Genomic DNA, 11,905 nt, shown 5'->3' on the forward strand with positions numbered 1-11,905 from the left:
TCACTCGTAGCCGTACGCGCGCAGCCCAGCTTCGTTGTCGGCCCAGCCGCTCTTCACCTTGATCCACATTTCCAGGTAGACCTTGCCGTCGAACAGCTTTTCCATGTCCAGGCGCGCCTCGGTGGAGATCTGCTTGAGCTTGGCGCCCTTGTTGCCGATGATCATGGCCTTGTGCGCGTCGCGCTCGACCAGGATGGTGGCAAAGACGCGGCGCAGGCGGCCTTCGGTCTCGAACTTGTCGATGATCACGGTGCTGGTGTACGGGAGCTCGTCGCCGGTCCAGCGGAACACCTTCTCGCGGATGATCTCCGAGGCCAGGAAGCGCTCGCTGCGGTCGGTCATGGCGTCGGCGTCGTACATCGGCTCGCCTTCCGGCAGGTAGGGCCGGATGATTGCGAACAGGCGTGCGATATGGTCGTGGGTCTTGGCCGTCATCGGCACCACTTCGCGGAACGGGAACTGCTGCCCCATCTTTTCCAGGAAGGGCATCATCACTTCCGAGCGGTTCTCGCCGTTGACGCGGTCCAGCTTGTTGGCGATCAGCAGCACCGGCGTGTTCTTCGGCAGCAGCGACAGCACCTTCTCGTCGTCGGCGCCGTAGTAGCCGGCCTCGACCACGAACAGGACCAGGTCCACCGACGACAGCGTGGACGTGACCGCGCGGTTCAGCGAACGGTTCAGCGCGCTGGCGTGGCGGGTCTGGAAGCCCGGCGTGTCGACGAACACATACTGCGCGTCATCCGTGGTCTGGATGCCGACGATGCGGTGCCGCGTGGTCTGCGCCTTGCGTGAGGTGATGCTGATCTTCTGGCCGACCAGCGCGTTCATCAGCGTGGACTTGCCCACGTTGGGGCGGCCGACGATGGCCACGGTGCCGCAGCGGAACGCCGCGGCCGGGGTATCCGCCGCGTCTTGCTGCGGATGGGTAGATTCGGTCATTCCTTCAACCTGAGAGACAGCTGTGGGTCTTGCGGCACGGGTTGCTTGCGGGTCTTGCCGGTGCGCTCGGCGCGGCTGCGCTTGAGCAGCTGCGGCACCAGCTTCTGGACTTCGTCCAGCGCCAGCTTGGCGGCGGCCTGCTCGGCGGCGCGCCGCGAGGCGCCGGTGCCGAACACCCGGACTTCCAGTTTAGGCACCGTGCACTCGACTTCAAACTGCTGGCTGTGCGCGGCCCCGTGTGTGGCGATTACGTTATATTGCGGCAGGGCAATCTTGTGTCCCTGCAGGTATTCCTGCAGCAGGGTCTTGGCGTCCTTGCCGAGCGTGCGCGGATCGACCTGCTCCAGGATCGGGATATAGAGCTTGCGGATCAGCGCCCTGGCGGCATCGAAGCCGGCGTCCAGGAACACCGCGCCGACGATGGCTTCCAGCGCATCGGCCAGGATCGACGGGCGGCGAAAGCCCCCGCTCTTGAGTTCGCCCTCACCCAGGCGCAGGGTATCGGACAACTGCAGCATCTGGGCGATCTCGTACAGCGCCTGCTGCTTGACCAGGTTGGCCCGCACGCGCGACAGGTCGCCCTCGTCGAGCTTGCCGAACATGCCATAGAGCATGTCCGCCACGGCGCAGTTGAGCACCGAATCGCCCAGGAATTCAAGGCGTTCGTTGTGCTGGGCGCTGTGACTGCGGTGCGTCAGCGCCTGTTGCAGCAATTCGGGCTTGCTGAATCGGTAGCCGAGTCGTTGCTGCAAGGCGTCAAGGTTCATATCAGTGCTGCGTTCCTGAATAGGTAATCAGTAGGCTCAGGGGTCCGTAGACGGGCACCTCGGTCCGGTACGAGAAATCGACCGACTGGATGGTGCCGTTCTCGTCTTCCCGGATCAGGAGGTCCTCGGCCTTGACTGCGGTAATCCGGTCGATGACTGCCTGTTTCTCAAAAAAATCGACCACTTCGCGCTTGTTGGCGGCGCGCTGCTTGGCATAGCTGGCCGCGCGCTTGACCGAAAAATACTCTACCAGGCTCGGGATCGCGCGCAGGGCCGGCAAGGCCACCCCGATCACGAACATCACGATCGCCAGCAGCGTCCAGACGGAAAACCCGCCCATGCCTGCCCGGCGTCGTACCGGATTCCTGCCCCCCACCTTCCCAAATTGACCCATGATGCGCTTGTCCTCGTTTTGCGTTGAGTGTTCTTGCGCCGCGGGGATTCTTATTTGAACGTTCCCACGCGTCCGAAATTGCCCAGGTTCATCCAGATCACAAACGCCTTGCCGACGATATTCTCATCCGGCACGAAACCCCAGTAACGGGAATCCAGGCTGTTGTCCCGGTTGTCACCCATGACGAAATAGTGACCTGCAGGCACCTTGCAGGTCACGCCCTGTTGATTGTAAGTGCAGTTTTCCCGGTACGTGAAATCCGGGTCCGCCCCCGCGACAAACGCCGGGCGGTCGGCGTCGTTCAGGATGCCATGATCGACGCTGCCTGGCAGCTTTTCGCGGAAATGCTTGGAATACGCCAGGCGCTCCTCGTCCAGGAAATCCGGCAGCGCGGTGTACTCGGCCGGCTTGCCGTTGATGGTCAGGCGCTTGTTGGCATACTGCACCACGTCGCCCGGCATGCCGATCACGCGCTTGATGTAGTCGAGCGACGGGTCCTTCGGGTAGCGGAACACCATCACGTCGCCGCGCTGCGGCTCGCCCATGTTCACGACCTTCTTGTTCACCACCGGCAGGCGGATGCCGTACTCGTACTTGTTGACCAGGATGAAATCGCCGATCAGCAGCGTCGGGATCATCGAGCCGGACGGGATCTTGAACGGCTCGACCACGAACGAGCGCAGCACGAACACCGCCAGGATCACCGGGAAGAAACTGGCCGAATACTCCAGCCACCACGGCTGGCGCAGCTTTTCCTCGGCCAGGCGCTTGCGCGTGGCGTCAGCTTCCGCCGCGCCGAAGCGGCCCTGCAGGTCGGCCTGGCGCGAATCGAACTCGGCCAGCGCCAGCCGCGCCGAAGAGCGGCGCTGCCGCTCGAACACGAGTTTGTCCGCAACCCACGCGACGCCCGTAATCACCACCAGCACAAAAAGGATCAGTGCAAAATTCATGACGGCTTCTGGTTTTTTGAAATCCTGGTACAGCCTGTTCTTTCACCACGGTGGCAAGCCGCCGCGCGTGGCACTGCCCTGCTCGCGGCGCCGTCCTACTTGTCGTCCACCTGCAAGATGGCCAGGAAAGCCTCCTGCGGGATCTCGACCGTACCGACCTGCTTCATCCGCTTCTTGCCGGCCTTCTGCTTTTCCAGCAGCTTCTTCTTGCGCGTGATGTCGCCGCCGTAGCACTTGGCCAGCACGTTCTTGCGCAGCGCCTTGACGTTTTCGCGCGCAATGATATTCGCGCCGATGGCGGCCTGGATCGCCACGTCGTACATCTGGCGCGGAATGATCTCGCGCATCTTGGCCGCGACTTCGCGGCCGCGGTATTGCGAGTTCGAACGGTGCACGATCACCGACAGCGCATCGACCTTGTCGCTGTTGATCAGGATGTCGACCTTGACCACGTCCGACGGGCGATATTCCTTGAACTCGTAATCCATCGACGCATAGCCGCGCGACACCGACTTCAGGCGGTCGAAGAAGTCCATCACGATTTCCGCCATCGGGATTTCGTAGGTCAGCTGCACCTGCTTGCCGTGGTAGCTCATGTTGATTTGCGAGCCGCGCTTCTGCGTGCACAGCGTAATCACCGAGCCGACATATTCCTGCGGCATATACAGGTTGACGGTGACGATCGGTTCCAGGATCGCCTCGATCTTGCTCGGGTCCGGCATCTTCGCCGGATTTTCCACGGTGATCACGGTGCCGTCGCGCATCTCTACCTGGTACACCACCGTCGGCGCGGTGGTGATCAGGTCCATGTCGAACTCGCGCTCCAGGCGCTCCTGCACGATCTCCATGTGCAGCAGGCCGAGGAAGCCGCAGCGGAAGCCGAAGCCCAGCGCCTGCGACACCTCCGGCTCGAACATCAGCGAGGCATCGTTGAGCCGCAGCTTTTCCAATGACTCGCGCAGCGCCTCGTACTGGTTGGCCTCGACGGGGTACAGGCCGGCGAACACCTGCGGCTTGACTTCCTTGAAGCCCGGCAGCGGTGCCTCGGCCTTGCGTTGCACAGTGGTAATGGTGTCGCCGACCTTGGCCGCCTTCAGCTCCTTGATGCCGGCGATGACGAAGCCGACCTGGCCCGCCGTCAGCGCATCGCGGGGGATCGACTTCGGCGTAAACACGCCCACCTGCTCGACCAGGTGCTGCGAGCCGTTGGCCATCAGCAGTACCTTGTCCTTGGGACGCAGGGTGCCGTTGACCACGCGCACCAGCATCACCACGCCAACGTAGTTGTCGAACCACGAGTCGATGATCAGCGCCTGCAGCGGCGCGTCGGCGTCGCCCTTGGGCGGCGGCACCTTGGCGATCAGCGCCTCGATCACGTCCTGCACGCCCAGCCCGGTCTTGGCCGAGCACGGCGTGGCGTCCTGCGCGTCGATGCCGATCACGTCCTCGATCTCCTGGATCGCGTTGTCGGGGTCGGCCTGCGGCAGGTCGATCTTGTTGAGCACCGGCACCACTTCCACGCCCAGCTCGATCGCGGTGTAGCAGTTGGCCACGGTCTGCGCCTCAACGCCCTGCGAGGCGTCGACCACCAGCAGCGCGCCTTCGCAAGCGGACAGCGAGCGGCTCACTTCATAGCTGAAGTCGACGTGTCCAGGGGTGTCGATCAGGTTCAGGTTGTAGACCTGGCCGTCGCGCGCCTTGTAGCTGAGCGCAGCGGTCTGCGCCTTGATGGTGATGCCGCGCTCCTTCTCGATATCCATCGAATCGAGGACCTGCGCTTCCATCTCCCGATCCGACAGCCCTCCACAAAGCTGAATGATCCGGTCGGCCAGGGTGGACTTCCCATGGTCGATATGGGCAATGATCGAGAAATTACGAATATGGTCCATCTAGTGTTCAGGGGGGCGCCGGCGTGAGAGCCCGCGCGGCAACAAGCGGTTGAGCGGCCCGGCGCCGCGCGCCGCAAGGCGTGCGCGGGCGTACCGCAGGTTCGGGGGGTGCAATTTTTGCGCCAATCCGCAATTTTACCGGATTTTCAATGACTTCCGGGTCGTCAAATGGCGGCGTGGCGCGGTTGGCGGCGGTTACCGGCAGGGATCAGCGGGTGGTGTGCGCGCAACCATGTGCGGCAAGCCACACCCTTACGGCCGCTTCGTCGAGGAAATAGTGGCAAAGCTCCACGGCGCTGCCTTGCAAGTCTGCTGGCGTGCCCGGCATCAATACCGGCACCAGCTCGCCAAAGCGGTCTTCCAGCCCCGCATCGGCATCGACATCCACCTCATGCAGGGTGAAAGAAAAATCGCGCCGGAGCGGCTCCAGCGCGACCTTCATGTCATCGCAAAGGTGGCAGTATGCCCGGCCGTACAGTGTCAGCGCGGGCATACCGACCATGGCGGATCAGCGGCTGGACGTGGCGCCTGGGCGCAGCGTCAGCACCTGGGTGGCGTCGCCGCGCCGCACGAACACCGCGGCAATCCGGTTCTTGTCCAGGCTACGCACCAGCTCGTTGAACTGGCGGGCGTTGGTCACGTCCGTATCGCCCAGGCGCAGGATGATGTCGCCCGGACGGATGCCGGCACGCAGCGCCGGGCCGTCGGCCACTTCCACCTCGACGCCCGACTTGAGCTTGAGCTCCTTCAGGCGCGCCTCGGGCAGGTCGGTGACCACCAGGCCCAGCGCGTTGGGCTTGCCGGCCTGTGCCGCGCTGTCGTCCTTGGGCGTTGCGCCGCTGCGGGCCTTGGCCTTGCCGTCTGGCTCCAGCTCGGTGACGGTGATCGTGACGTCGCGGGTCGCGCCCTTGCGCCACAGCTGCAGCGGCACGCGCGTGCCCGGCTTGGTTTCGCCCACCATGCGCGGCAGGTCCGAGGCCCGCTCGATATCGCGGCCGTTGAACTTGAGGATGATGTCGCCGGCCTCGATACCCGCCTTCTCGGCAGGGCCGCCGGGCTCGACGCTGCCGACCAGCGCGCCGCGCGCACGGCCCAGGCCCAGCGAATCGGCCACCTCCTTGGTGACGTCGCCGATCGCCACGGCGATGCGCCCGCGCGTCACGCGCCCGGAGGTCTTGAGCTGCTCGGACACGCGCATCGCCTCGTCGATCGGGATCGCGAACGAGATGCCCATGTAGCCGCCGCTGCGGCTGTAGATCTGCGAGTTGATGCCAATCACTTCGCCGCGCAGGTTGATCAGCGGGCCGCCGGAATTGCCGGGGTTGACCGCCACGTCGGTCTGGATGAACGGCAGGTAGTCGCCCGTGTCGCGGCCCTTGGCCGAGACGATGCCCGCGGTCACGCTGTTGTCCAGCCCGAACGGCGAGCCGATCGCCAGCACCCATTCGCCGGCGCGGACCTTGTTGGAATCGCCCAGAGGCAGGCGTGGCAAGCCGCTGGCCTCGACCTTGAGCAGCGCCACATCGGTGCGCTTGTCCGAGCCGATCAGTTTGGCCTTGAATTCGCGCTTGTCGGGCAGCGTCACATAGATGGTTTCGGCGTCGGCGACCACGTGCGCGTTGGTCATCACGTAGCCGTCCTGGCTGATGATGAAGCCCGAACCCACGCCGCGGCTCTGTTCTTCCTGCTGCGGCGGCTGGCCGCGGCGGGGGGCGCCGGGCGCCGGGGCACCGGGCATCGGCACGCCGAAGAAGCGCCGGAAGAATTCCGCCATCTCGTCATCGCCGCCGGGCGCACCGCGCTGGCGCACGAGTTCCGTGGTGCGGATATTGACCACGGCCGGGCTGGCCTTTTCCACCAGGTCGGTGAAATCGGGCAGGTTGTAGTTGGAGGCGGCAGCCTGGGCATGGCTGACTTCGGCAACAGTCGGGCCGAGCAGCATCATGGCAGCCATGACCACGGCCCGCGCCAGGGCTGGAGATCTGAACATCATCGACAACTCCCGGGATTCAGCAAATAGAAGAAAAACCGTCTGGATGTGATCCCGTGGCGGGGACCCCTGCGCAGGTTTCATGGAGCCGGCGCCGGGACAGAGTCCGGCGGCGTCGGCTGCACCTGCGTCAAGCTCAGTGTACCGCCTTGGGCGGGCGGTATTCCACGGCGGTCGCAAACTGCCGGACGGTGCTCGCCGGCACCTCGCCCACCACGGTAATCCAGAAATCGGCAATCCGGCGCACCACGACCTGGGTCGCGCCGAGCGCGGCCACGCCCTCGCGACGCACACGTTGCTCGGAAACCGGTTCAATGAAGACCGACAGGCCAGTCAGCCCGTCGCTGTAGACGACCTGCAGCACTTCGAAGACCTGGCCGCGCGCGTTGCCCGGCGCGGGCGCGCGCAGTTCGCCGAGCGGACGGCGCACTTCGCGGATCTTCTGGAAGCCCTTGAGCGGCACGGCAATCGACCAGCCCTCGTCGGCGATATTGGTCGGCTGGTAGGTCACCTCATAGCGATTCCAACTGCTGGAATTCTTGATCGCCCCGAGGATACGCTGCTTTTCGGATGGCACCCCGATCTGCACCTGCGAGAACGCGACCTGCTCCAGCACCTTGCCGCCGTCGCCAATGGTCTGCGCGCGCATCAGCAGGCCGGAGTTTTTCTCCGCCCACAGGTGCACCGCATAGCGTGCGGCATCGTGCGGCTCCAGCGCAAAGACCTCGCACTCCATGCCTGCCACCCGCTCGGCGGGCATCTTGCGCATGTCGTACAGGTCCAGCACGTCGTTCTTATTGGTGGCGAGCAGCGCCGGGAAGCGGTCCTTGGCTTCCTGCTTCTCCACCACCACCAGCTTGGCTTCGGGGATCAGGCTGTGCACCACGTCATTCTGCCGCAGCACCTCGCGCGGCTTGCCGTCGAGCGTTTCCAGGCGTTCGTACTCGTTGTGGACGAGATCGCTGTAATGCTGGATACGCGAGGCGTGCATGACGCTGCCGCGCTGGTAGATCAGCGTGCCGACATAGTTTTCGCGCTGTGCGGCTTTGTGGATCTTGTTGAGCCAGGCGGTGGCATCGCGTCGGTTCAGCGTACTGTCTGAAGGCTGTGCGGTGGCCGCGGCAGCGCTCAGACACAAGGCCAGAAAAAAGGACCTACGCAGGGCCCTGATTTTCTGCGCGCCCGCTACATAGGCGGGCGACCCTCCTTTATGCATGTCCGGCATTATTCCTGCGTATTTTCCTGAGTGAAGTTTGCACCGTTGGCAACCGTGCGCATGGTGGGCACGAACGCATCCGTTGCCACCGACGTGCGATGGGCACGCAGGTATTCGTCCAAGCGCGGGTCGCGGATCATCTGGGGATTTTCCGCCGCCACGGTGACGATGCCAGAGGCCGGGCCTGGCGCGGGCTGGTCGGCGCGCGCCACCACGGCATCGGGGGTGGCCAGCGTGGCGGGGCCGCGCATCTGCGGCACGACCACCCAGCTGACCGCTGCCACGGCGGCGGCGATCGCGGTGCCCGGCATCACGCGGCGCACCCACGACGGCCTGACCAGCAGGCGGTGGCGGGCGCTGGCCTGCGCCACTGCCGGCACCAGTACGTGCGGCTCGGCTTCCAGGCGCGCGGAGAAACGAGAGAGGAAAGCAGTGGTGGAACCCGCGTGCGTCAGGTCTTCCGAACGCAGCGTGTCGCCGATCAACTGGTAAGTGGCCCAGTCGGACATGCCGGCATCGCTTTTCGCGAGGCCCAGCACGGCATCGACTTCGTGCAGCGCCAGTTCGCCATCCATCAATACGGAGATCTGCTCCGCTGCTTCCACTACATGAACCGACTGCTTATGAGCCTGACCCATTTCCCACCCCAAGACATTCCATTGAACACCGATAATCCCGTCACTTCTGTCGCTTATCGATGCAGGAATACGCTGCAACGCTGGCCGCACGACATTCTTCTTGACTACCCGACTACTACCACCGCTTGCCCTCTGCCGTTCCCAGCAGCGGACGCAACTTCTCGGCAATCGCCTCGCGCGCCCGGAAAATCCGCGAACGCACCGTGCCGATCGGACATCCCATCGCTTCGGCGATCTCCTCATAGCTGAGGCCCTCGATCTCGCGCAGCGTGATGGCGGTCCGCAATTCCTCCGGAAGGGCCTCCATTGCGCGGTTCACCGTCTCGGCGACCTGGCGCGTGTGGAGCATCGACTCCGGCGTATTGATATCCCTTAGTTGCTCACCGTCCGCAAAAGTTTCAGCCTCTTCTGCATCGATATCGCTGGACGCTTCCGGGCGGCGGCCCTGGGTGGCCAGGTAGTTCTTGGCCGTGTTGACGGCGATCCGGTACAGCCACGTATAGAAGGCCGACTCCCCGCGGAACTGGGGCAAGGCGCGGTATGCCTTGATAAAGGCATCCTGCGCCACATCCTCAACCTCAGCGGGGTCCCTGACCAGGCGCGAAATCAGGCGAATGATCTTCCGATGGTATTTGGTCACCAGAAGTTCAAAGGCCCGCTTGTCGCCCTGCTGGACGCGTTCAACTAGGAGCTGATCGGCTTCGCGTTCGCTCACGTATGGCTCACCTGCAGTGTATCTCTTGGTTTGGTCGTCACGACAAACGTTGTATTTTACCTACGATTCTAAGCCCGCCCGGTGAAGCAACGCGCATCCTGTGACCGTAAGCTAACAAAATCGTTCCCCTGCCTGCCTATCAGGTTGCACCCGCAGTGCAACTCTGGCGGCGCGTTGCAACCGCCGCGCCATCTCGGGCGAATCCGCCTGCCAGGGAAGAAAGATGGCGCCCGGCATCCCGGGCGCTCCGGGGACCAGGCGCACGACAGCGGCGCCGCCGGCCTGCCAGCATTGCCTGACCCCAGCCTCGTGCCGGGCACCGCCCGGCCCTTGCAGGCGGATCCGCAATGGCCCCTTGCCATCGGGCGCGTGCAGCACCGCCGTGCAGCGCCAGCGCAGGCCGCGCCACCACGCCGGCCAGGCACGCACCGTCGCCGTGGCGGCTAGCGCGAGTCCCAGCGCCATGGCGGCATGCCCCCGATGGAAACCAGCCTGACTGCCGGCTACCACATCGGCCAGCGTCCGCGCCAGCAGCGCGAGCGCCAGCGTTTCGCCGGCACAAAACACGAACAGGGCCCACCGCAACGGGTGGACCCTGCCCTGGCGCAGCCCGCGAAGGGCCCGCCTCAACCACGGATCAGGCGCGGCGGAAAACAAGCGTGCCGTTGGTGCCGCCGAAACCGAAGTTGTTCTTCACCGCGACGTCGATCTTCATCTCGCGCGCCGTGTTGGCCACGTAGTCCAGGTCGCACTCGGGATCCTGGTTGTCGAGGTTGATCGTCGGCGGCGACACCTGGTTGTGCAGCGCCAGCACGGTGAAGACCGATTCCAGGCCGCCGGCACCGCCCAGCAGATGGCCGGTCATGGACTTGGTCGAGTTCACCACCATCTTGTAGGCCTGCTCGCCGAATGCGGCCTTGATCGCATCGGATTCGTTCTTGTCGCCCAGCGGCGTGGACGTGCCGTGGGCGTTCAGGTAGTGCACCTGGTCCGTATTGATGCCGGCGTCCTTGAGCGCATTGACCATGCAACGGCGCGGGCCGTCCATGTTCGGCGCGGTCATGTGATAGGCGTCGCCGCTCATGCCAAAGCCGATCAGCTCGGCATAGATGCGCGCGCCGCGCGCCTTGGCCGACTCGTACTCCTCCAGCATCATCACCCCCGCGCCTTCGCCCAGCACGAAGCCGTCGCGGTCCTTGTCCCACGGACGCGAAGCGGCCGCCGGATCGTCATTGCGCGTCGACAGCGCACGCGCAGCGGCGAAACCGCCGATGCCCAGCGGCGACACGGTCGACTCGGCACCGCCTGCCAGCATGGCGTCGGCATCGCCGGCCTGGATCAGGCGGGCGGCCAGGCCAATGCTGTGCAGGCCGGTCGTGCAAGCCGTCACGGCAGCCAGGTTCGGCCCCTTGATGCCGTGGATGATCGACAAGTGGCCCGCGATCATGTTGATGATCGATCCCGGCACGAAGAACGGCGAAATCCGGCGCGGACCACGCTCGGTCAGCACGGCGTGGGTCTCTTCGATCAACGGCAGCCCGCCGATGCCCGAACCGACCAGCACGCCGATGCGCTCGGCATTGGCGTCGGTCACTTCCAGGCCGCTGTCCTTCAGGGCCTGCGTACCGGCTGCAATGCCGAAATGGATAAAGGTATCCATCGCGCGGGCTTCCTTGGCGGGGATGTAGTCCTCGGCATTGAAACCCTTCACTTCACCGGCAAAGTGCACGGAAAGCGCGGAGTGATCGAATTTGGTGATGGTGGCGATGCCGGACTTGCCGGCAACCAGGTTGGCCCAGCCTTCGGCAACCGTGTTTCCGACCGGAGACACAAGGCCAAGCCCAGTGACGACGACGCGACGACGGCTCACTATGTTTTCCTACGGGTGCGTGAAACGGGAACGGAACGGAGATCAACCCGCCGCCGGCCTTGCGGGCCGCACGGCGAAACACATTCCATTCTGCTTCTTCAAACAGACGAAAGCCACAGAAAACAGCAAGGCGCGGCCGCAACGGCCCGCCCACCTGCCTTCTGTGGCTCGGAATGCAGAGACGACGGGCTTAGGCCTTGACGTGCGCGGTGGCGTAGTCGATAGCCTGTTGCACGGTCGTGATCTTTTCGGCTTCCTCATCAGGAATTTCCATGCCGAATTCATCTTCCAACGCCATCACGAGTTCAACCGTGTCCAGCGAGTCCGCACCGAGATCGTTCACGAACGACGATTCGTTCTTGATGTCTGCCTCGGCCACGCCAAGCTGTTCTGCCACGATTTTCTTGACGCGTTGTTCGATATTGTCCATGTAACCCTCCAGGGAAGTTCGACAAAAAGTGGGCGCATTTTAGCAGGTTTGAGGCGACAGAAATGCCGCCTGCCAAGCTTTGCAAGAATCGCGCCCGTTTGGTTCGG

At 64.3% G+C, this 11,905-nt stretch carries 13 protein-coding genes; all 13 read right to left on the bottom strand.

Annotated elements, in window-relative coordinates:
* A complete protein-coding gene (gene era, locus RS901_RS19970) occupies positions 1–939 on the bottom strand; it encodes a GTPase Era (protein WP_013957360.1) in 939 nt (312 codons plus the stop codon).
* Complete coding sequence (gene rnc / locus RS901_RS19975) at positions 936–1,706, bottom strand: ribonuclease III (RefSeq protein WP_010814690.1); 771 nt, start codon at positions 1,704–1,706, stop codon at positions 936–938. The genes era and rnc overlap by 4 nt, the downstream gene beginning before the upstream one ends.
* Position 1,707: 1 nt before the next feature.
* Positions 1,708–2,100: a DUF4845 domain-containing protein gene (locus RS901_RS19980; RefSeq protein WP_316150665.1), complete on the bottom strand. Its 393-nt coding sequence runs from the start codon at positions 2,098–2,100 to the stop codon at positions 1,708–1,710.
* 50 nt (positions 2,101–2,150) lie between these two features.
* Entirely contained in the window at positions 2,151–3,050 is a 900-nt protein-coding gene (lepB, locus tag RS901_RS19985; protein WP_316150667.1) for a signal peptidase I, read from the bottom strand.
* A gap of 95 nt (positions 3,051–3,145) precedes the next feature.
* A complete protein-coding gene (gene lepA / locus RS901_RS19990) occupies positions 3,146–4,939 on the bottom strand; it encodes a translation elongation factor 4 (RefSeq protein WP_316150668.1) in 1,794 nt (597 codons plus the stop codon).
* Between the two features lie 208 nt (positions 4,940–5,147).
* The gene (locus RS901_RS19995; protein ID WP_316153607.1) at positions 5,148–5,432 is read right to left on the bottom strand and encodes a glutaredoxin family protein; all 285 of its coding nucleotides are present in this window, start codon (positions 5,430–5,432) and stop codon (positions 5,148–5,150) included.
* 15 nt (positions 5,433–5,447) lie between these two features.
* Positions 5,448–6,932, bottom strand: coding sequence for a DegQ family serine endoprotease (locus RS901_RS20000; protein ID WP_316150669.1), 1,485 nt, complete (start codon positions 6,930–6,932; stop codon positions 5,448–5,450).
* A gap of 133 nt (positions 6,933–7,065) precedes the next feature.
* Positions 7,066–8,145 (bottom strand): MucB/RseB C-terminal domain-containing protein, encoded by a 1,080-nt coding sequence (locus tag RS901_RS20005; RefSeq protein ID WP_316150670.1) that lies wholly within the window; start codon positions 8,143–8,145, stop codon positions 7,066–7,068.
* An 8-nt stretch (positions 8,146–8,153) separates the two neighbouring features.
* Positions 8,154–8,783, bottom strand: a complete 630-nt coding sequence (locus RS901_RS20010) for a sigma-E factor negative regulatory protein (RefSeq protein ID WP_316150672.1) — start codon at positions 8,781–8,783, stop codon at positions 8,154–8,156.
* Positions 8,784–8,898: 115 nt separating this feature from the next.
* Positions 8,899–9,498: an RNA polymerase sigma factor RpoE gene (gene rpoE, locus RS901_RS20015; protein WP_010814682.1), complete on the bottom strand. Its 600-nt coding sequence runs from the start codon at positions 9,496–9,498 to the stop codon at positions 8,899–8,901.
* 111 nt (positions 9,499–9,609) lie between these two features.
* On the bottom strand, positions 9,610–10,155 hold the full coding sequence (locus tag RS901_RS20020) for a hypothetical protein (protein WP_316150685.1): 546 nt from the start codon (positions 10,153–10,155) through the stop codon (positions 9,610–9,612).
* Positions 10,136–11,368 (bottom strand): beta-ketoacyl-ACP synthase II, encoded by a 1,233-nt coding sequence (fabF, locus tag RS901_RS20025; RefSeq protein ID WP_013957369.1) that lies wholly within the window; start codon positions 11,366–11,368, stop codon positions 10,136–10,138. The genes RS901_RS20020 and fabF overlap by 20 nt, the downstream gene beginning before the upstream one ends.
* A gap of 190 nt (positions 11,369–11,558) precedes the next feature.
* The gene (gene acpP, locus RS901_RS20030; protein ID WP_008644813.1) at positions 11,559–11,798 is read right to left on the bottom strand and encodes an acyl carrier protein; all 240 of its coding nucleotides are present in this window, start codon (positions 11,796–11,798) and stop codon (positions 11,559–11,561) included.
* Positions 11,799–11,905 lie beyond the last annotated feature (107 nt).

Origin of the sequence: Cupriavidus sp. BIC8F (assembly GCF_032465815.1) — a bacterium.
Taxonomy (GTDB): Bacteria; Pseudomonadota; Gammaproteobacteria; order Burkholderiales; family Burkholderiaceae; genus Cupriavidus; species Cupriavidus necator.

What these genes read in the sequence shown, in the direction of transcription:
- era (WP_013957360.1), bottom strand. Translation starts at nt 939, where the DNA reads ATGACCGAATCTACCCATCCGCAGCAAGACGCGGCGGATACCCCGGCC.
- rnc (WP_010814690.1), bottom strand. Translation starts at nt 1,706, where the DNA reads ATGAACCTTGACGCCTTGCAGCAACGACTCGGCTACCGATTCAGCAAG.
- RS901_RS19980 (WP_316150665.1), bottom strand. Translation starts at nt 2,100, where the DNA reads ATGGGTCAATTTGGGAAGGTGGGGGGCAGGAATCCGGTACGACGCCGG.
- lepB (WP_316150667.1), bottom strand. Translation starts at nt 3,050, where the DNA reads ATGAATTTTGCACTGATCCTTTTTGTGCTGGTGGTGATTACGGGCGTC.
- lepA (WP_316150668.1), bottom strand. Translation starts at nt 4,939, where the DNA reads ATGGACCATATTCGTAATTTCTCGATCATTGCCCATATCGACCATGGG.
- RS901_RS19995 (WP_316153607.1), bottom strand. Translation starts at nt 5,432, where the DNA reads ATGCCCGCGCTGACACTGTACGGCCGGGCATACTGCCACCTTTGCGAT.
- RS901_RS20000 (WP_316150669.1), bottom strand. Translation starts at nt 6,932, where the DNA reads ATGATGTTCAGATCTCCAGCCCTGGCGCGGGCCGTGGTCATGGCTGCC.
- RS901_RS20005 (WP_316150670.1), bottom strand. Translation starts at nt 8,145, where the DNA reads ATGCATAAAGGAGGGTCGCCCGCCTATGTAGCGGGCGCGCAGAAAATC.
- RS901_RS20010 (WP_316150672.1), bottom strand. Translation starts at nt 8,783, where the DNA reads ATGGGTCAGGCTCATAAGCAGTCGGTTCATGTAGTGGAAGCAGCGGAG.
- acpP (WP_008644813.1), bottom strand. Translation starts at nt 11,798, where the DNA reads ATGGACAATATCGAACAACGCGTCAAGAAAATCGTGGCAGAACAGCTT.